Source organism: Pseudomonas sp. W15Feb9B, assembly GCF_000828175.1.
Lineage (GTDB): Bacteria > Pseudomonadota > Gammaproteobacteria > Pseudomonadales > Pseudomonadaceae > Aquipseudomonas > Aquipseudomonas parakoreensis.
The window spans coordinates 144,679-162,872 of the sequence record NZ_JTKF01000045.1 but is presented as its reverse complement, the minus strand read 5'-3'; the positions used below and the strand labels follow the sequence as shown (position 1 = coordinate 162,872).

Annotated in this window: 17 protein-coding genes; 7 read left to right on the top strand and 10 right to left on the bottom strand. The window is 61.6% G+C overall.

All coding sequences use genetic code 11. The annotated features are described in order from the left end of the window. Nucleotides 1-103 precede the first annotated feature (103 nt). Entirely contained in the window at nucleotides 104-1,078 is a 975-nt protein-coding gene (gene ftrA / locus OC71_RS22540; RefSeq protein WP_041073553.1) for a transcriptional regulator FtrA, read from the bottom strand. Nucleotides 1,079-1,180: 102 nt separating this feature from the next. Between ftrA and OC71_RS22535 the strand changes: the two genes are divergently transcribed. The 4 genes from OC71_RS22535 (at nucleotide 1,181) to OC71_RS22520 (ending at nucleotide 4,896) form a co-directional block, all read left to right on the top strand. Continuing rightward, on the top strand, nucleotides 1,181-1,609 hold the full coding sequence (locus tag OC71_RS22535; RefSeq protein WP_041073551.1) for a rhodanese-like domain-containing protein: 429 nt from the start codon (nucleotides 1,181-1,183) through the stop codon (nucleotides 1,607-1,609). 316 nt (nucleotides 1,610-1,925) lie between these two features. Next, nucleotides 1,926-2,705 (top strand): ABC transporter substrate-binding protein, encoded by a 780-nt coding sequence (locus OC71_RS22530; protein ID WP_041073548.1) that lies wholly within the window; start codon nucleotides 1,926-1,928, stop codon nucleotides 2,703-2,705. Between the two features lie 186 nt (nucleotides 2,706-2,891). Further along, a complete protein-coding gene (locus tag OC71_RS22525; RefSeq protein ID WP_041073546.1) occupies nucleotides 2,892-4,004 on the top strand; it encodes a succinylglutamate desuccinylase/aspartoacylase family protein in 1,113 nt (370 codons plus the stop codon). Between the two features lie 175 nt (nucleotides 4,005-4,179). Then, a complete protein-coding gene (locus tag OC71_RS22520) occupies nucleotides 4,180-4,896 on the top strand; it encodes an alpha/beta hydrolase (protein WP_041073544.1) in 717 nt (238 codons plus the stop codon). Nucleotides 4,897-4,899: 3 nt separating this feature from the next. Here the strand turns inward: OC71_RS22520 and OC71_RS22515 are convergent, their stop codons facing one another. Continuing rightward, nucleotides 4,900-5,466, bottom strand: coding sequence for a hypothetical protein (locus OC71_RS22515; RefSeq protein WP_041073542.1), 567 nt, complete (start codon nucleotides 5,464-5,466; stop codon nucleotides 4,900-4,902). Between the two features lie 75 nt (nucleotides 5,467-5,541). Beyond that, nucleotides 5,542-6,336: a hypothetical protein gene (locus OC71_RS22510; protein ID WP_041073540.1), complete on the bottom strand. Its 795-nt coding sequence runs from the start codon at nucleotides 6,334-6,336 to the stop codon at nucleotides 5,542-5,544. Nucleotides 6,337-6,469: 133 nt separating this feature from the next. Here OC71_RS22510 and OC71_RS22505 point away from each other — a divergent pair, with 133 nt between their 5' ends. Further along, entirely contained in the window at nucleotides 6,470-7,006 is a 537-nt protein-coding gene (locus tag OC71_RS22505) for a chalcone isomerase family protein (RefSeq protein WP_041073562.1), read from the top strand. 143 nt (nucleotides 7,007-7,149) lie between these two features. Further along, nucleotides 7,150-8,469 (top strand): Nramp family divalent metal transporter, encoded by a 1,320-nt coding sequence (locus OC71_RS22500; RefSeq protein ID WP_041073538.1) that lies wholly within the window; start codon nucleotides 7,150-7,152, stop codon nucleotides 8,467-8,469. A 249-nt stretch (nucleotides 8,470-8,718) separates the two neighbouring features. Here OC71_RS22500 and OC71_RS22495 read toward each other — a convergent pair whose 3' ends face one another. From OC71_RS22495 to OC71_RS22485, 3 genes are read right to left on the bottom strand one after another with little or no spacing between them, the layout of a single operon-like run. Then, nucleotides 8,719-9,900: an acetyl-CoA C-acetyltransferase gene (locus OC71_RS22495; protein WP_041073536.1), complete on the bottom strand. Its 1,182-nt coding sequence runs from the start codon at nucleotides 9,898-9,900 to the stop codon at nucleotides 8,719-8,721. A gap of 11 nt (nucleotides 9,901-9,911) precedes the next feature. Further along, nucleotides 9,912-10,577, bottom strand: coding sequence for a CoA transferase subunit B (locus OC71_RS22490; protein ID WP_041073534.1), 666 nt, complete (start codon nucleotides 10,575-10,577; stop codon nucleotides 9,912-9,914). Between the two features lie 24 nt (nucleotides 10,578-10,601). Next, nucleotides 10,602-11,300, bottom strand: a complete 699-nt coding sequence (locus OC71_RS22485) for a CoA transferase subunit A (protein ID WP_003226174.1) — start codon at nucleotides 11,298-11,300, stop codon at nucleotides 10,602-10,604. Nucleotides 11,301-11,565: 265 nt separating this feature from the next. On the opposite strand from OC71_RS22485, the gene OC71_RS22480 reads away from it, so the two are divergent. Beyond that, nucleotides 11,566-12,441 carry a LysR family transcriptional regulator gene (locus tag OC71_RS22480; RefSeq protein ID WP_041073532.1) on the top strand — a complete coding sequence of 292 codons (876 nt, stop codon included), beginning with the start codon at nucleotides 11,566-11,568 and terminating at the stop codon, nucleotides 12,439-12,441. Between the two features lie 118 nt (nucleotides 12,442-12,559). Here OC71_RS22480 and OC71_RS22475 read toward each other — a convergent pair whose 3' ends face one another. The 4 genes from OC71_RS22475 to OC71_RS22460 all read right to left on the bottom strand — a co-directional run bounded on the left by OC71_RS22475 (nucleotide 12,560) and on the right by OC71_RS22460 (nucleotide 18,074). After that, on the bottom strand, nucleotides 12,560-13,402 hold the full coding sequence (locus OC71_RS22475) for an NAD-dependent protein deacetylase (RefSeq protein ID WP_041073530.1): 843 nt from the start codon (nucleotides 13,400-13,402) through the stop codon (nucleotides 12,560-12,562). 153 nt (nucleotides 13,403-13,555) lie between these two features. Then, nucleotides 13,556-14,602, bottom strand: coding sequence for a class I SAM-dependent methyltransferase (locus OC71_RS22470; protein WP_041073528.1), 1,047 nt, complete (start codon nucleotides 14,600-14,602; stop codon nucleotides 13,556-13,558). Between the two features lie 276 nt (nucleotides 14,603-14,878). Next, on the bottom strand, nucleotides 14,879-15,907 hold the full coding sequence (locus OC71_RS22465) for an NAD(P)/FAD-dependent oxidoreductase (protein WP_041073526.1): 1,029 nt from the start codon (nucleotides 15,905-15,907) through the stop codon (nucleotides 14,879-14,881). Continuing rightward, nucleotides 15,894-18,074: a hypothetical protein gene (locus OC71_RS22460; protein ID WP_041073524.1), complete on the bottom strand. Its 2,181-nt coding sequence runs from the start codon at nucleotides 18,072-18,074 to the stop codon at nucleotides 15,894-15,896. The genes OC71_RS22465 and OC71_RS22460 overlap by 14 nt, the downstream gene beginning before the upstream one ends. Nucleotides 18,075-18,194: the final 120 nt, after the last annotated feature.

The window sequence follows — 18,194 nt, the reverse complement described above, 5'->3', positions numbered from 1 at the left end:
TAAGACAGTTGCTCCCACAGGTTTTCGGGTTGAGACAAGGTGGTGTGTACGACGCCAAACCTGTGGGAGCTGGCTTGCCAGCGAAGGCGTCCGGAAATTCACCTCAAGATATCGCTTTGACCCCACGCCCAAACCGCTCCCGATACACCGAAGGCGGCACCCCGACCACGCTGCGAAATGCCACGCGAAAGCTTTCCACCGATCGGTAACCACAGCGCTCGGCAATCTGTTCGCTGTTGTGTGCTGTGCTTTCCAGCAGTTCCCGCGCCCGCGCCAGGCGTTCGTGTTGCAGCCACGCCTTGGGCGATTGCCCGCTGGCATCGCTGAATCGCCGCAGAAACGTGCGCTCGCTCATCGCCGCTTCGCTCGCCAGATCGCGCACTTCCAGCGGTTGGTGCAGACGCTCGCGAGCCCACTGCATCACCCGTGACAAATCGTTGCGCGGCGTCGGGCTGACAGGCGTGGGAATGAATTGCGCCTGGCCGCCGGTGCGTTGCGGCGACATCACCAACCGCCGCGCCACCGAATTGGCGACCTGAGTACCAAAGTCGCGGGCCACCAGATGCAGACAGGCATCGATCCCGGCGGCACTGCCGGCCGAGGTGATCAACTGACCCGAGTCGACGTACAGCACATCCGGATCCACCGCTATCGCCGGGAAGCGCCGCGCCAGTTCATCGCTGTAGCGCCAGTGGGTGGTCGCACCGTGGCCGTCGAGCAAGCCGCTGGCGGCCAGCACGAACACCCCTGAACAGATCGATAACAGCCGCGCACCGTGGGCGTGGGCCTGACGCAATGCGCCAAGCAGGGCCGGTGGCACCGGGGCTTCGCGATCACGCCAACCGGGAATGATGATGGTGCGTGCCTGCGCCAGCAGCTCCATTCCGCCGTCGGCCAGGACTTGAATGCCGCCCATGGCGCGCATCGGCCCTGCGTCGACGGCGACGATGCGGTGCTCGTACCACGGGAAATCGAACTCCGGCCGGGCGAGGCCGAAGATTTCCACGGCAATCCCGAACTCGAAGGTACAGAGGCCGTCGTAGGCCAGAATCGCGACCAATCCAGGTGAATCAGGCATTTGGCGGAAAGTTCCCGGTGAGTGTCTTGCGCGCCACTGTAGCGCCAAGTGACGGCCCGATAAAGTCTGTTCACACCCCAACATATGAAGGAGCCACACAACATGACCAGCCTGGTTCGCGACATTCCTGCCGCACCGTCGGCCATTGCCCTGATGCATTTCAGCAACCGTCTGACGTTTGAAACCGATTGTTCTGACGTGTACAGCAGCCAGGAGGCCGGTGAAGTCGATTTTGTCCTGGTCGATGTGCGCGGGCCTTTGGCGTTCGAGCGCGGTCACGTGCCGGGCGCGATCAACATTCCGACCCGCTTGCTGACCGCCGAAGGCCTGGCGGAGTATTCGACGAGCACGTTGTTCGTGGTCTATTGCGCCGGCCCGCACTGCAACGGCGCCAACAAGGCTGCGGTGAAACTGGCGGCGTTGGGTTACCCGGTCAAGGAGATGATCGGCGGCGTGACCGGCTGGCTGGATGAGGGCTTCAGCTTGAGTACTACTCAAGCCGCCAAGGCGCCTATTGGATGTGAATGCTGAATGCTTTTGTAGGAGCTGCCGCAGGCTGCGATCTTTTGACTTTCAAGAGCAAAAGATCGCAGCCTGCGGCAGCTCCTGCAAAGGCAAATTTTGTCGTTTTCAAAGATTTGTCCTACAGTCTTTGCACCATGTCGGCGCACCGTTGATCCCGGTCAACGCGTGCGCCGATGTTCTGTAAGTATTTGTCGCCTAAACACAATTTACCCTGTGCGCGCCGCCATAGACTGCCGTCCACTTCGGTTTTTGCTACTTCATAGCCATGGCCGAACGCCAATCGAAAGCTGCCAATAAAAGCCTCCGCACACAGGAGTAATAAATGAAGAAGCTAGTGATGTTCGGTGCCCTGGCACTGTCGATGTTGTCCCTGACCGCTGTGGCTGAGGACGCCAAACCGATTCGTCTGGGAATCGAAGCCGCTTACCCGCCATTCTCGATGAAAACCGCTGACGGCAAACTCACCGGGTTCGACGTCGATATCGGCGATGCGCTGTGCAAACAGATGGACGTTAAATGCGTGTGGGTCGAGCAGGAGTTCGATGGCCTGATCCCGGCACTCAAAGTGAAGAAGATCGACGCGATCCTGTCCTCGATGACCATCACCGACGACCGCAAGAAGAACGTCGATTTCACCATCAAGTACTACCACACCCCGGCGCGCTTCGTGATGAAGGAAGGCTCTGGTGTCAAAGACCCGCTGACCGAGCTCAAGGGCAAGAAAGTCGGCGTACTGCGCGCCAGCACCCACGACCGTTATGCCACTGAAGTGCTGGTTCCGGCCGGGATCGAACTGGTGCGTTACGGCTCGCAACAGGAAGCTAACCTTGACATGGTCTCCGGTCGTATCGATGCGATGCTGGCCGACTCGGTCAACCTCAGCGACGGTTTCCTGAAGACCGACGCCGGCAAAGGTTTCGAATTCGTCGGCCCGACCTACGAAGACGCCAAGTACTTCGGTGGCGGCGCCGGCATTGCGGTGCGCAAGGGCGATACCGAGCTGGCCGAGAAATTCAACAAGGCCATCACCGAAATCCGCGCCAATGGCGAGTACAAGAAAGTCCAGGACAAGTACTTCGACTTTGACGTGTACGGCCATTAATACGCTGTAGAAAAAAGTGGTCCCGTTTGCGCGGTGGCCACTTTTTTTGTGCCCATGATTTATTCTGCCAACACCTATCCAATGTAGGAGCTGCCGCAGGCTGCGATCTTTTGATCTTGATTCTGAAAAGCAAGATCAACAGATCGCAGCCTGCGGCAGCTCCTACAGGTTTATCGGAGTTTTCCCATGCAACGCATCGACCATGTCCTGCCCTGGAGCCACTTGGGCAGCGAACGTTCCCTCAGCGTCTTCCGTTACGGCGCGGGCAGCCGCAAGGTCTACATCCAGGCCAGTCTGCACGCCGACGAACTGCCGGGCATGCGCACCGCATGGGAACTCAAGCAACGCCTCAACGCGCTGGAGCAGCAGGGCCGTCTGCAAGGGGTGATCGAGTTGGTGCCGGTGGCCAACCCGATCGGGCTCGATCAGCATTTGCAAGGCAGCCACATGGGCCGCTTCGAGCTGGGCAGCGGGAAGAATTTCAACCGCGCGTTTGTTGAACTCAGTGCGCCGGTGGCGGCGCGAATCGGCGAGCAACTGGGCAGCGACGCCGAGGCCAACATCGCGCTGATCCGCCAGACCATGGGCGAGGTGCTCGATGAGTTGCCAGCCCCGGCCTCGCAACTGGAAGCGCTGCACCGCTTGCTGCTGCGCCATGCCTGCGACGCCGACATCACTCTGGATCTGCATTGCGATTTTGAGGCGGCGATTCACCTCTACGCGCTGCCGCAACACTGGCCGCGCTGGCAATCGCTGGCGGCGCGACTGCAGGCCGGCGTTGCGCTGTTGTGTGAAGACTCCGGCGGCAGTTCGTTCGACGAGTCGTGCTCATCGCCTTGGTTGCGTCTGGCGCGGGCGTTTCCGAACGCGGCGATTCCCCCGGCAAACCTTGCCACCACCCTGGAACTGGGCAGCATGGGCGACACCCGGGTCGATCAGGCGCAGGCCAATTGCGAAGCGATACTCGGCTTTCTCGCCGAGCAGGGTTTCATCAGCGGCGAATGGCCGGCGGCCCCGAACGAGTGCTGCGAAGGCATGCCGTTCGAAGGCACCGAATACCTGTTCGCGCCGCACCACGGCGTGGTCAGTTTCCTGCGTAATGCCGGGGAATGGGTGGAGAAGGGCGATGCGCTGTTCGAGGTGGTGGATCCGTTGAATGACCGCCTCACCACTGTCCGCGCCGGTACCAGTGGCGTGCTGTTTGCGATTGATCGTGGGCGTTATACCCAGCCGGGGATCTGGCAGGCCAAAGTGGCAGGGCGTGAACCGATCCGGGTGGGCAAGTTGATCAACGACTGACAGATCTTCCGTGTTTTTGCTGGCCTCATCGCTGGCAAGCCAGCTCCCACAGGTTTTGTGAACACCACCGATCACTGTGGGAGCTGGCTTGCCAGCGATGGCGGCATCCGCGACACCACAACGTTCAGACAATGTTAGGCTGCCCCGAACCCGACACTCCGCGAAGGAAGGCTCTATGTTGAAGGCGTTTGCCCTGTTAACCCTCCTGGCGTCCAGCGCCGTCCACGCGCAAACCACGCTGCAAAGCGACTTGCCACTGAAATACATCGAACAGGTCCACCCGGACGCGAACACTCGACCACTGGTAATTTTCCTGCACGGCTACGGCAGTAACGAAGCCGATCTGATCGGTATGAAATTTCAGCTGCCGGCGCAGTACAACTACCTCTCGGTGCAGGCGCCGCTGGCGTTGGGCGAAGGGCGTTTCCAGTGGTTTCGCAAGAAGGGCGAAGGGGCCTACAACGGTGAGACCGATGATCTGCAGGCCAGCGGCCAGAAGTTGCGGGAGTTCGTCGCGCAGGCGGCGCAGAAATATCACGCCAGCCCGGACAAGGTATATCTGATCGGTTTCAGCCAGGGCGCAATGATGACCTACGAAGTGGGCCTGCGTCCGCCCGTGGCGATCGGCGGTATCGCAGCACTGAGCGGACGCCTGTTGCCGGTATTGAAAACCGAGCTCAAGGCGCAGCAGCCACCGTTGCCGCTGAAGGTCTTCATCGGCCACGGCACCGCCGATGATCGAGTGCCGTATCGCGACGGCACCGAAGCCAATGCGCTGCTGCAGAAACTCGCCTACACCCCCGAGTTTCACGCTTATCCCGGTGTCGGCCACAGCATCAGTTCCGCCGAACTGCGCGACTTGAACGCCTGGCTGCAGCAGCTCAACCCGTAGGGATCACTTGTCCTTGAGGATGGTTTTCACCAGCGCATCGTGACCGCTTTTGTCGCTGGCTCGGGAAATCACCTGGACCAGCGCCATGCGCTTGCCGGAGGCGGCGAGCAGGGTGGTATTGAGTGTCTGGCCGCCGCCTTGGGTGGCAGTGCTGTCGACCTGACGCACGCCGAGGCCGCTGCTTTTCTGGGTCAGACTCTTTTCTGTGAGCTTGTTGAAGTCCGGCAGCGCCTTGCGCTGGTCATCGATGAAACTTGCCAGGCTGCCGTCGAGAAATTCGTTGTCGTTGTCTTTGACACTGGTGCCACCGGCGATCTGGTTTTCCGCAGCGATGACCACGGTCTTGGTCGCCTGATTGGTGTACATCGTGCCTTTGGCACCGGTCGGGCCGGCCGGCAGCGGGTCGGCGGTGAAGCCTTTGGGCAGGACGAAGGTGAACTTGCCGTCGAGCATCGACACGTTGTTGGTCGAGGCCTTTTCCTTGGGCTTGGCTGCCTGGGCGTTGAGGGCGCCGAGAGCGGCGACCGCCGCCAGCAATAGGACGACGGCTTTCTTGCTGAGCAATGACATGTGAATCTCCGAGGGATGGTCGCGCCAGGGCGGCGATGATCCCACGGAGCATGCCCGGCATTCCAGCGCGGTTTGTCAGGTGTTGACATCCGCCTCGGGAATACGGTTTTTTGCCGGAACAGGTCGGGCCAGCAGTTTGCGGGTGACCCCGAGCATGGCCACCGACACCGCGACACCGACGATGAAACCGCTGAGGCCGAGGCTTGGCAGGGTCAGCGCCGACACCAGACAAAACGCCGAAAACGAGTACATGCCCGTCGCCGTCGCCCGTAGCAATGCCGCAGTAAACGCCGGGCCACGGGTCTGCTGAGAAAACACCGCCATCACACTCCCGAGCACCGGGAACACCGCGAGCAGACCGCTCCAGCGCTCGCCCACGGTACTCGCGAGCATCGTCACCAACAGCGTCAGCGCCGCGCCGGCAATCATTCGCCAGAGCAGTTTGTCCGACTTCGGTGCCGGACCGTTCAGCACCGGTTGCACGTTGGGGAACAGATACGGCGCGGCGAGCAGGGCAGTGGCCGCCGCCGCGACCGAGAACGTCAGTGACGACGGAATCAGCGACAACATTAGCGCCAGCACCGCCCAAACCGTCAGGGAAATCGTCAGCGCCAACGGCCAGTTCGCCCGCTGCGCCACCTGCGCGTAGGTGACGCAGAAGGCGATCATGGCGAACATCGCCGACAGCGCCGCGACCGCCGACTGCGCAGCAAACGATGGCCCCTGTTCGATGGCGAGGAAAAACAGAATCGGCCCGACCACTACCGGCAGCCCCGACAGCCAACCGGCGACGCTCGGTCCCCAGCGCTTGCCGGCGAGGGAAATCAGCAGCAGAAAACCGGGGATCAGCAGTAATTTGAGGATCAGCACGCGGGAGGCCTCCGGGGATGGAACGGCCAAGGTAACCGATTGGTGCGTTGATCGACAAACATTGTATACAAAGCGCTGGGCGGACATCCGCTATGCTCTGGCTATCAGGGTTCAAGCGGGAGTTATGGCGGCGATGAGCAAACCATCGAAGTTGCTGCGTGGGTGCTGTGGCATCGGCTTGTGGGCGTTGTTACTCACGCCGACCTGGGCCAATTGGCAGGACGCGGTGCCCGGTGCGCAAATCATCGGCACCGGCGATTTCAGTGTGTTCGGCTTCGACGTCTACAACGCCCGGTTGTGGAGCGCGGCACGCCCGTTGTCGACCGAACAGCCCTTTGCCCTGGAGCTGATCTACCGGCGCAAGATCTCGCGCGATGATCTGGTGCAGGCCAGTGTCGATGAAATCAAACGGCTGGCAGGCTCCGGCGTCAGCCCCGCGCAGTTGGCCAAGTGGCAAGGACAAATGCAGCAATCGTTCGTCGATGTGCAGGCGGGTACGCGGATTACCGGCGTGTACCTGCCGGGGCAGGGCGCGCGGTTTTTTGTCGGTCAGCAGTTGCAGCATGAAATCGATGATCCGCAGTTTGCCCGGGCGTTTTTCGATATCTGGCTGGATCCGCGCACCCGTAATCCCGAATTGCGCGAGCAGTTACTGGGTGTGAGTCGTTAAGATCAAAAGATCGCAGCCTTTGGCAGCTCCTACAGGATATGCATTCCAATGCAGGAGCTGCCGAAGGCTGCGATCTTTTGCTCTTCAAGGGTTCAACTGAAACGTCTAAGCTGCGTCTTTCGAACTTGTTTCTGGATGTGTGCGTGAAATTCAGCTTACCCAAAATCGCCACTGCGCCGTTCTGCCCGCCAGAAGTAGCCGGGAGCGTCGCGGTCGATCCGAACGCTTCGTTCTTCAAACGCGTGCTGCGTTTTGCCGGTCCCGGCCTGTTGGTGTCGATCGGCTACATGGATCCCGGCAACTGGGCGACCGCCATCGAGGCCGGTTCGCGTTTTGGTTACAGCCTGCTGTTCGTGGTGTTGCTGGCAAGCCTGGCGGGGATGGTTGTGCAATGCCTTTGCTCGCGCCTGGGCATCGCCACCGGTCGCGATCTGGCGCAATTGTCCCGCGAGCGCTACAGCACCCCGACCGCACGCCTGCAATGGGTGCTGGCGGAAATCTCGATCATCGCCACTGATCTGGCCGAAGTGCTCGGCTGCGCCCTGGCGTTTCACTTGTTGCTTGGCTGTTCGCTGACCTTCGGCATTGCCCTGACCGCCTTCGACACGCTGCTGGTGCTGGCCTTGCAGAACCGTGGCTTCCGTCGGCTGGAGGCGATCATGCTGGTGCTGGTGGCGACCATCGGCGTGTGTTTCTTCGTTGAGCTGGTGCTGATCAAACCTTACTGGCCGCAGGTGTTCGCCGGATTCAAACCGTCGCTCTCGGCGATCAGCGATGCTGCGCCGCTGTACCTGGCGATCGGCATCCTTGGCGCCACGGTGATGCCGCACAACCTTTACCTGCACACCTCGATTGTGCAGACGCGGATGATCGGCAAGGATCTGGCCAGCAAGCAGGACGCGGTGAACCTGGCGCGGATCGATACCATCGGTTCGCTGGCATTGGCGCTGCTGGTCAACGCGGCGATCCTGATTCTGGCGGCGGCTGCCTTTCACCAGTCCGGGCATACCGACGTGGTCGACATTCAGGACGCCTACCACCTGCTCGACCCGCTGGTCGGCGGCGCGCTGGCCAGTGTGCTGTTCGGCGTCGCGTTGCTGGCGTCGGGGCAGAGCTCGACGTTCACCGGGACCATCGCCGGACAGGTGATCATGGAGGGTTATCTGAACCTGCGGATTCCCTGCTGGCAGCGGCGTTTGATAACCCGTGGGCTGGCGCTGATCCCGGCGTTCATCGGCGTGTGGCTGATGGGCGATAACGCGGTGGGCAAGTTGCTGGTGTTGAGCCAGGTGGTGTTGAGCCTGCAACTGCCATTCGCGCTGTATCCGTTGATCCGTATGACCAGCGACAAACAACTGATGGGGCCGTTTGTGAATCGGCTGCCGACCCGGGTGCTGGCGTGGGGATTGTTTGTGGTGATCAGTGGGGCGAATGCCTGGTTGATTCTGCAGATGGTGGTGTGAGCCATGTTTTGTGCTGCCTGAACCGGCCTCATCGCTGGCAAGCCAGCTCCCACAGTGATTGAGGGTGGATTCAAATTCTTTGTACACCCCAAGACCCTGTGGGAGCTGGCTTGCCAGCGATGGGGCCCTGAAGATCGACACAAAATTCAGGCAAAAAAAACCGGTGCAACGCAAGTCGCACCGGTTTTTTTGTAGCCAGCGAGCAGTGGATGTCGTGGATCCGTCCGCCGCCTGTATTGCTCCTCTGGGTTAACCGCGTTCCAGCGCCAGCGCCACACCCTGACCGCCGCCGATGCACAAGGTCGCCAGACCTTTTTTCGCATCACGCTTGAGCATCTCGTGCAGCAAAGTCACCAGCACCCGGCAGCCCGACGCACCGATCGGGTGACCGAGGGCGATTGCGCCGCCGTTGACGTTGACCTTGTCCAGATCCCATTGCAGATCTTTGGCCACCGCCAGCGATTGTGCGGCGAAGGCTTCGTTGGCTTCGATCAGGTCCAGTTGGCCGATGTTCCAGCCTGCCTTGTCCAGGCAGCGACGGGTGGCCGAGACCGGACCAATGCCCATGATCGCCGGGTCCACACCCGCATTGGCGTAAGCAGCGATTTTCGCCAGCACCGGCAGGCCCAGGGCCTTGGCTTTCTCGGCGCTCATCAGGATGACGGCGGCGGCGCCGTCGTTCAGCGAAGAGGCGTTGCCGGCGGTGACGCTGCCATCCTTCTTGAACGCCGGACGCAGTTTCGCCAGCGACTCGGCGGTGGTATCGCCACGCGGTTGCTCATCAACCTTGAACGCCACCGGATCACCTTTGCGCTGCGGGATCAGAATCGGGGTGATTTCATCGACGAAACGCCCGGCTTCGATGGCTGCGGCGGCCTTGCGCTGCGAAGCGGCGGCGAAGGCGTCCTGCTGTTCGCGGCTGATCTCATATTTATCGACCAGATTCTCGGCGGTGATGCCCATGTGGTAATCGTTGAACGCATCCCACAGGCCGTCGCTGATCATGGTGTCGACGATTTGCGCGTGACCCATGCGCAGACCGGTGCGAGCACCCGGCATCACGTAGTTGGACAGGCTCATGTTCTCCTGACCGCCAGCGATGATCACCTCGGCATCGCCACAACGAATCGCCTGCGCGCCCAGGTGCAGGGCCTTCAGGCCCGAGCCGCAGACCTTGTTCAGGGTCATGGCCGGCACGGCGTGGGGCAGGCCAGCCTTGATCGCCGCCTGACGCGCCGGGTTCTGCCCAGCGCCGGCGGTCAGCACCTGGCCCATGATCACTTCATCGACCTGCGCACCGTCCAGACCGGTCTGTTCGAGCAGTTGGCGGATCACCGCAGCGCCCAGATCCACCGCGGACACGCTGGCCAGCGACCCTTGGAAACTGCCGATCGCGGTGCGGGTGGCGGCAACAATTACGACGTCTTGCATTTTCGAATTCCTCACTGGGCAGCGAACTGCATTTCCGGTACGTGATCCGGGACGATCAGTTTACCAGCGGTTTTGGCGACGATTTCCTCGACGCTGACGCCAGGTGCGCGTTCCTTGAGGACAAAAGCGCCATTTTCGATTTCCAGATAGGCGAGGTCGGTCAACACGCGCTTGATGCAGCCGGCGCCGGTCAGCGGCAGGCTGCATTTGCTCAGCAGTTTGGATTCACCGTCCTTGGAGGCGTGGGTCATGATCACGATGATGTTATCGGCACCGGCCACCAGATCCATCGCGCCGCCCATGCCCTTGACCAGTTTGCCGGGAATCATCCACGAGGCGATGTTGCCTTCGACGTCGACCTCGAACGCGCCGAGCACGGTCAGGTCGACATGGCCGCCACGGATCATCGCGAAGGATTCGGCGGAGTTGAAGATCGATGCGCCGATGCGCGCGGTGACGGTCTGTTTGCCGGCGTTGATCATGTCGGCATCGATGGTGTCTTCAGTCGGAAACGGGCCCATGCCGAGCAGGCCGTTTTCCGATTGCAGCATGACTTCCATGCCTTCGGGAATGTAGTTGGCGACCAGGGTCGGAATGCCGATACCGAGGTTCACGTAGTAGCCGTCCTGCATTTCGCGGGCGACGCGCTGAGCCATTTGTTCGCGGGTAAGTGCCATGTTTTTATTCTCCGTCAGCCTGAATTATTTGCGGATGGTGCGCTGTTCGATGCGCTTTTCGAACGTGCCGCAAATGACCCGGTCGACGTAGATGCCGGGGGTGTGGATCTGCGACGGATCCAGCTCGCCGGGCTCGACGATTTCTTCGACTTCGACCACGGTGATCTTGCCGGCGGTGGCCGCCAGCGGGTTGAAGTTCTGCGCGGTGTGACGGTAGATGACGTTGCCGAAATGGTCGGCTTTCCAGCCTTTGACGATGGCGAAGTCGCCGGTGATGGACTCTTCCATCAGGTACTTGCGCCCGTTGAATTCACGCACTTCTTTGCCTTCGGCAACCGGGGTGCCGACGCCGGTGGCGGTGAAGAAGGCCGGGATACCGGCGCCGCCTGCGCGCATTTTCTCGGCGAGGGTGCCTTGCGGGGTCAGGATGACTTCAATGTCGCCCTTGAGCAGTTGCTCTTCGAACAGTTTGTTTTCGCCGACGTAGGAGGCGATCACTTTGCTGATCTGGCGGTCGGTCAGCAGCACACCGAGGCCGAAACCGTCGACGCCGCAGTTATTGGAAACCACGGTGAGGTCGCGGGTGCCCTTGCGCTTGATCTCGGCGATCAGGTTTTCCGGAATGCCGCACAGGCCGAAGCCGCCGGCGATCACGGTCATGCCATCTTCAAGACCGGCCAGAGCTTCCTCGTAGGAACTCACGCGCTTGTCGAAACCTGCCATATGCACCTCTTTTATTGTTTGTCGGGCGGCTGGCTAGCCGAATGACTGGAGTGTCTCGCTGGAGGATATATTTGTTAAGTTGATTTTTAAGGTTGATTAATAGATAAAACTCAATAATTTTGACTGTTACCTGTAGGAACTGCCGCAGGCTGCGATCTTTTGATGTTGTTTTTTAGGATCAAGATCAAAAGATCGCAGCCTGCGGCAGCTCCTACAGTGGGTACGGTGTTTATCCGGCAATATCGCTAACAGGGCGTTATCCAGTATGACCATCAAACAGATCCGCGCCTTCCTCGCCGTGGCCCAGAGCCTGAGTTTCGCCGTGGCCTGCGAGCGTCTGCACCTGTCGCAATCGGCGCTGAGCCTGACCATCAAGGCGCTGGAGGAGGGGCTGGGCGGGCGGCTGTTCAGCCGCAACACGCGCAATGTGGCGCTGACCGCCGAGGGCGAATCGCTGCTGCCGCTGGCTCGGCGCCTGATCGCCGATTGGGACAACGCCGAAGACGAAATGCGCCAGCGTTTCAGCCTGCAACGCGGGCGGGTGACGCTGGCGGCGATGCCGTCGTTTGCCGGCAACCTGTTGCCGCCGATCCTCAAGACGTTTCGCGCGCGCTATCCGAACGTCAATGTCACGGTCAACGACGTGATCAACGAGCAAGTGCTGGAAATGGTGCGCGACCGCCACGTGGAACTGGGTGTCGCGTTCGAGCCGATGCAGAACACCTCGCTGACGTTCACCCCGTTGTACATGGACCGCTTTGTCGCGGTGGTGCCGCAAGATTCAGCGCTGGCCAGGCTTGGCGAAATCGACTGGCAGACCTTGCTGCAGGAACCGTTCATCACCCTGCAACGGCCGTCGACAGTGCGGGTGATGCTCGAAGAACACTTGCAGGCGCGGGGCATGAAGCTCCCGGTGGAGTTCGAAAGCCATCAACTGGCAACCGTCGGGCGCATGGTCGCCAGTGGGCTGGGAGTGAGTGCAGTGCCGGCGTTGTGTGCCGAGCAGATGCTCGAACTGGGCGCGCATTGCCTGACCTTGAATGATTCGGTGGAGCGAGCGATTGGCGTGCTGACCGAGCCAGGCAATGAACTGTCGGCGGCGGCGCAGGCACTGTTCGACATCCTCAAAGCCGAACACTGATCTTCAAACGTTGAACCCCGGTAGGAGCTGCCGAAGGCTGCGATCTTTTGATCTTGCTTCTAAAAAACAAAGCCAAAAGATCGCAGCCTTCGGCAGCTCCTACAGGGATTTTCGGCATTCAGGTAGATAGGTGTTGCGCCAGCAACGGCAGCAGTTGTTCGCATGACGCCTCGATCTTCAGATCCAATAGATCATCGGCGCGAGTCTTGCCCAGATTGATCGCCAGCAACGGCTTGCCGTGATCGGCGATCACCCGGCACAGACGGAACGCCGAATACGCCATCAGCGACGAACCCACCACCAGCAAACCCTCGGCTTTTTCCGCTGCGGCCATGGCCCGCGCCGCCGTCGGCTGCGCCACGTTCTCGCCAAAGAACACCACGTCCGGCTTCATCCGCTCCCCGTCGCAATACGGGCATTGCGGCGTCTGAAAGCGCGCCTCGAAGGCCGGATCGAGCAGGGTATCGCCGTCCGGCGCCTGCACCGCATCGACCCCGGCCAGATACGGATTCTGCTCGACCATGCGTTGCTGAATCTCATCGCGCGCGCTGCGTTGGCCGCAATCCAGGCACAGCACCCGGTGCAGGCTGCCGTGCAGTTCGATCACATCCTGACTGCCGGCCTGATCATGCAGGGTGTCGACGTTCTGTGTGATCAAGGCGCTGATCCGTCCCTGGCGCTGCAAATCCGCCAGTGCTGTATGCGCCGCGTTGGGTTGCGCCTGGCGCACCCGGGGCCAGCCGAGCATGGCCCGCGCCCAATAGCGGCGACGGGATTCGGGGGCAGCGAGAAATTCCTGATACATCATCGGCTGTCGGCCCCGGCGCACACCTTCGCTATCGCGGTAATCCGGAATGCCCGATGGCGTGCTGATGCCGGCGCCGGTCAGCACCAGAAAATCGCCATCGGCCATGGCCTGGCACAGGGTGTTGAAGTGTTCGCGGATCGGGCTGTCGAGCATGCTCAGCACTCCGGGGAGGACGGTGCTCGCAGGTTAGCATTAACCCTGTGGCGAGGGAGCTTGCTCCCGCTGGATTGCAAAGCAAGCCCAAAAACAGGCCTGCTGCGCAGTCCAGCGGGAGCAAGCTCCCTCGCCACAGGTGACAGCGGTGGTTTATTTGCGCGCCTCCAGAATCAGGTTGAACGGCGTCTGCGTCGCCCGGCGGAAGTGCTTGAACCCAGCCTCGGCAAACACTTTGCGCAAGCGCATTTCACCCGCCTGCGCACCGAGCCCCAGGCCGACTTCCTGGGACAGCGAATTCGGTGTGCAGATAAAGGTCGAGGCCGCGTAAAACAGGCGTCCGACCGGGTTGATATTGTCGTCCAGCGTATCGTTGGCAAATGGCTCGACCAACAGCACCGTGCCGTCGTCCTTCAATGATTCGAACGCATGCCGCGCAGCGCCGACCGGGTCGCCCATGTCGTGCAGGCAGTCGAAATAGCAGATCAGGTCATAGTCGTCACCGGGGTAGCTCTTGGCGGTGTTCTGGAAGAACTTCGCCCGACTGCTGACGCCGCCTTCTTCCGCGCGCTGAGTGGCGACGGTGATCGACGGTGCGTGATAGTCGAAACCGACGAAGCGCGAGTTGGGAAATGCCTGGGCCATGATCACCGTCGAGGCACCGTGGCCGCAGCCGATGTCGGCGACCTTGGCGCCGTCTTCGAGCTTGGCCACCACGCCGTCCAGCGCCGGCAGCCATTCCGCAATCAGGTGCCCCTTATAGCCGGGCCGGAAGAAGCGCTCGGTACCGCTGAACATGCACGGGTGGTGATCGCCCCAGGGCAGGGCGCCGTTGCCGCGCATGGCTTTGACCAGTTTGTCTTTGTCGTGGAAAAACGAGGCCACCACGCCGAGTCCGCCGGCGACGTACACCGGTGAGTCTTCGACGGCGAGTGCCAGTGCCTGTTCTTCCGGCAGACGGAACTGGCCATCGTGATGTTCCATGTAGCCAGACGCGGCGTGCGCGCTGAGCCATTCGCGCACCAGTCGGGGATTGCAGGTGGTTTTTTCGGCGAGGGCTTGCGGGGTGATCGGCTGACTGTCGGCCATTGCCCGGTACAGCCCGAGTTCTTCGCCAACGATGACGTTCGCCAGCATTGCGGCGCCGCCCATGTCGTTGACCAGTTTGCCCATGAATGCGTTGAGTCGGGCCTCGTCCATCACATGTGCTCCTGAAACAGGATCACAGTCCGGCGATGTTGAAGGTCGAGGCATACACCACCGGGCGGTGGTCGTGGATGCGGGCAGGGCGAGACGATGCGTCCTGCAGCCCCCTCGACTGGGTAATAAATCAGTCTAGCCGGGCTGCGGCAACCTGCAGGCTTTGTGAACCTGCAAAGACAGTGCGGTTTTATCACTGTGGGAAGAATACAGTCGGCGGCTCGGCGTTGTTGCGGCGGTTTCATGAGGACTCCGTGCTCGCCAGCTTCCTGTGAGTCATGCGACAGGCAGCCAGGACGGTGGGCAGGGATGCTGACGATAGAAATTGCGCAAGTGCGTCATATCGCGCGCGAATCCAGCGTTCAGCCAATGGCGATATTGCGCCTGCGCCGGTATTTGCAAGGCCGGTTTGCGCAGGCAATCCACCACGGCTTGCGCGGCCTGCATACCGCTCATCAACGCCTTCAGCACGCCGTGGGAGGACGCCGGGTCGAGCCGGTTGGCCGCATCGCCGACCAGAAAATAACCGGCACCGGCGGCGGTCGTGGTGATGCGCCAGGTCACATCGGCGCCTCGTATCGGCCCCACGGCCGGGAATGCATGCAGCGCCAAGGGAAGGCTCGCCGATCGGCCGTTGTTTTCGAATGTCAGGCGCGTCCAGTGCAGCAACTGGGGCTCAACCTGGGCGATCCAGGTCCACCCGTCAGGATCGGCCAGCAAATGCGCGGCCGTTGCATAGGTCGCGCTGTGGCCTTGCAAATAGCCGTAACGCGCCACCAGCGGCGGTGAACAGTGGCGCACCGGCAAACCGAGTTGGCGACCGAGCCAGCGGCCAGCGCCGCTGGCATCGATCAGGCAGGTCGCGTGGAAGCAGCCGCTGTCGGTTTCCACGCCGATCACTCGGTTGCTTTGGGTCAGTACCCGTCGTGCCCGGCAGGGTTGATTGACCTCTACACCCAACGCGGCGGCACTCGATAGCAACGCCGCATCCAGTTGTGCTCGTTCCAGATGAAAACCCTGCCAGGCGCCGCGATCATCGGCACCAAAACCATTGAAGCGCGGTGCGCCGTCCCAGTGCACCCAGTGGCCGTCGAAGCGCCGGGCCGTGCGGCCACACAATTGCTCGGCAACCCCCAGTTGCTGCAGCAGCGGTTCGATGCCCGGATGCAGGCTTTCCCCGGGGCGAAAGCGCGGGAACGCCTGCCGTTCAATCAAGGCCACACGCAGACCGTGTCGGGCGCAACTGATCGCGGTTGCACTGCCCGCAGGCCCGGCGCCGATGATCACGACGTCAAATGGCTTCATCAGCTACCTGCCATGGCAGGGTGTCGCGTTTGATCAGGATTGCATCCGCGCTGAGCAGCAGAATCACCTGCTCTTCGACTTCAACGTGGCGTAACCTGAAATCACTTTCAGCGACTTTCACGGCACCGCGCCGGTACAGCAAAAAACGCTGCACCCAGCCGTCGAGAACCCGCCCAGACTCTTCCTGCGCGGTTTCAAGTTCGGCATTCGGCCGCTGCAACTCAACGAACGACAGCAGCGGCCAGGCATTGCGCAGTGGCTTGTCGCTGGCGGCGCCGAGCACGCGGTACACGCGATACATCGAGCGCACGCGTTGCTGATACGCGGCTTGCGCGGTGTGGCCGGTCAGGCTCAGGGAAAACCGGCCATCGAGGGCCACCTGTGTGTAATCGGCATGGGCGTACGCGTGGTATTGGACGATCAGGTGCTCGTCTTCAGTGATGAGTTGCGGGGCGCGCTGATTATCCCAGGCCACGCCGCCCATGCCGATTTCCTCATCGGTCAGGGGAATGATGCTGTGCAGCGTCGAGCGCGGTTCGAAGACCCGTGCCGAATCCGGCGCGACCCCGGGCCAGAAAGAACCTAGCGCGGCGCAGATCTTGGCATCCTCGGGAAACGGACTGGCCATCTGATAACCGGCGAGGACGTTGATCCATTCGTCGTCCGCCGTGCGCTGGCGAACCCAGCCGACCTCCCAGCCCGGCCCGAACACACCGGCGGCGCCGTCGGGCAGCGAGGTGGGCCGCGAGGGTGACGTTTGTGCGCCGTTGGATTGCGGCGGGCCGAGCTGATCGACGAGGCCGACTATCGCGCTCACCCCGCGGTCAGCCGGGGAGAACAATTGATCCTGCAAGTCCAGGTTGGCGCAGTAGCGTACGTTAGAGAGTGCTTCCAGTCGGGCGTGCCAGACGCCGGCATCTGGTAGCGACGGTTCATTGCCGAGCCAGTGCAACAGCCGGCGTTGAGTGCATAACGGGTAGAAATCCGGAGGGCCAATCAGCGAATAGGCGGCTACCGTCGGCAAGCAGTTTTCCAGCATCCGGCAGCGTGGCAACACCCAGCCATCGGCGGTGCCGTCCTGATAATGCAAGGCGCGATAACCGCCCTGACGAACCAACTCGTCGACACCTTCGTGGTCGTTCAGGTCTTCGATGCTGCCATCCGCCTCGACCCGGTGACGTCCGTGCACCATACCGCCGGTATTGGCCGGCAGCACAAAGGACAACGGTTTGCCCTGGTACTCGACGGGCGCAACCAGCCGGGCTCTGGTTTCCGGCACCAGCAGACCCGGCCCGAGATCCACAGCCGACGCCCAATGCGCAAGATTGTCCGTCACGACGAAGGGCGGCTGGCTGATCTGCGGTTCCTGCCAACCGGTGCCACTGTGGCGCAAATGAATATGTCGCAGTTTTTCGTTGATCTGGTGGTTGTCCAGCGTCAGCGTCAGGTTCAGTCCCTCCAGGCACTGCGAACCATTGAACAACTTGTGCAGGGGCACCCAGAAATCCAGCCCGGGGTCGAGATCCACCTGGAAATCCATCGGCCCGAAGCGTTCGGCATCGCCCTTGAGTTGCACGGCAATGTAGGCGCTGTAGCGTACCGGCATCACCCGGATGCCGTGCGGGTCATCGTCGACAAAGGGCAGGAAACTGCGCCGCATCGCGTCATAGCGCGCGGGTGCGGTGCCGACGCGGGCGATACCGGTACGCGAGAAGCACAGGTCGGCATGCCGGCCATGCACGGTGTCGGCGGCGCAACGATATTCACTGGCGAACGCGACCACCGCCAACGGCGCGCCCCGGGCTTTGTGGCGCAGGCTGTCGAGCGTGGGCGGGATGACGCTGTAGACATAGTCGAGCACCGTCTCGATCTCGGCGGCGGTGGGAAACAGTTGCAATTTTTGCCCGTTCTCATCGCAGAGCACATCGGGTGAGGCCAGCGCGTGATACAGCAGGCTGTGCGCCGGCACGCCGGCTTCGATCGCGCGGCTGCCGGCCACTGTGAAATCGGCAAACCCGGGTATCGAGCGGTCGATGTTCAGCGGCTTTTGCAGTTCGGCAGCGAACGGTTCACCGAGCAGATCCAGGCCGTGGGCGAGCATCAGCGAATGCCAGCCGCCGGGGGCGAGGCGCGTACACACGTGGGTGACGGATTCGAGCAGAGTCATGTGGCGCCCCGACAGGTTGGACCAATCGCCATGGAACCGCATCCCGACGCTGATTCACCACTGTCAGATCTGACAGTGGTGACCAGTGGTCGCCAACGCGAAACGGACAACCTAACGATA

Excerpts from the sequence above, each read along its gene's own strand:
- ftrA (WP_041073553.1), bottom strand. The coding sequence starts at position 1,078 with ATGCCTGATTCACCTGGATTGGTCGCGATTCTGGCCTACGACGGCCTC.
- OC71_RS22535 (WP_041073551.1), top strand. The coding sequence starts at position 1,181 with ATGACCAGCCTGGTTCGCGACATTCCTGCCGCACCGTCGGCCATTGCC.
- OC71_RS22530 (WP_041073548.1), top strand. The coding sequence starts at position 1,926 with ATGAAGAAGCTAGTGATGTTCGGTGCCCTGGCACTGTCGATGTTGTCC.
- OC71_RS22525 (WP_041073546.1), top strand. The coding sequence starts at position 2,892 with ATGCAACGCATCGACCATGTCCTGCCCTGGAGCCACTTGGGCAGCGAA.
- OC71_RS22520 (WP_041073544.1), top strand. The coding sequence starts at position 4,180 with ATGTTGAAGGCGTTTGCCCTGTTAACCCTCCTGGCGTCCAGCGCCGTC.
- OC71_RS22515 (WP_041073542.1), bottom strand. The coding sequence starts at position 5,466 with ATGTCATTGCTCAGCAAGAAAGCCGTCGTCCTATTGCTGGCGGCGGTC.
- OC71_RS22505 (WP_041073562.1), top strand. The coding sequence starts at position 6,470 with ATGAGCAAACCATCGAAGTTGCTGCGTGGGTGCTGTGGCATCGGCTTG.
- OC71_RS22495 (WP_041073536.1), bottom strand. The coding sequence starts at position 9,900 with ATGCAAGACGTCGTAATTGTTGCCGCCACCCGCACCGCGATCGGCAGT.
- OC71_RS22490 (WP_041073534.1), bottom strand. The coding sequence starts at position 10,577 with ATGGCACTTACCCGCGAACAAATGGCTCAGCGCGTCGCCCGCGAAATG.
- OC71_RS22485 (WP_003226174.1), bottom strand. The coding sequence starts at position 11,300 with ATGGCAGGTTTCGACAAGCGCGTGAGTTCCTACGAGGAAGCTCTGGCC.
- OC71_RS22480 (WP_041073532.1), top strand. The coding sequence starts at position 11,566 with ATGACCATCAAACAGATCCGCGCCTTCCTCGCCGTGGCCCAGAGCCTG.
- OC71_RS22475 (WP_041073530.1), bottom strand. The coding sequence starts at position 13,402 with ATGCTCGACAGCCCGATCCGCGAACACTTCAACACCCTGTGCCAGGCC.
- OC71_RS22470 (WP_041073528.1), bottom strand. The coding sequence starts at position 14,602 with ATGGACGAGGCCCGACTCAACGCATTCATGGGCAAACTGGTCAACGAC.
- OC71_RS22465 (WP_041073526.1), bottom strand. The coding sequence starts at position 15,907 with ATGAAGCCATTTGACGTCGTGATCATCGGCGCCGGGCCTGCGGGCAGT.
- OC71_RS22460 (WP_041073524.1), bottom strand. The coding sequence starts at position 18,074 with ATGACTCTGCTCGAATCCGTCACCCACGTGTGTACGCGCCTCGCCCCC.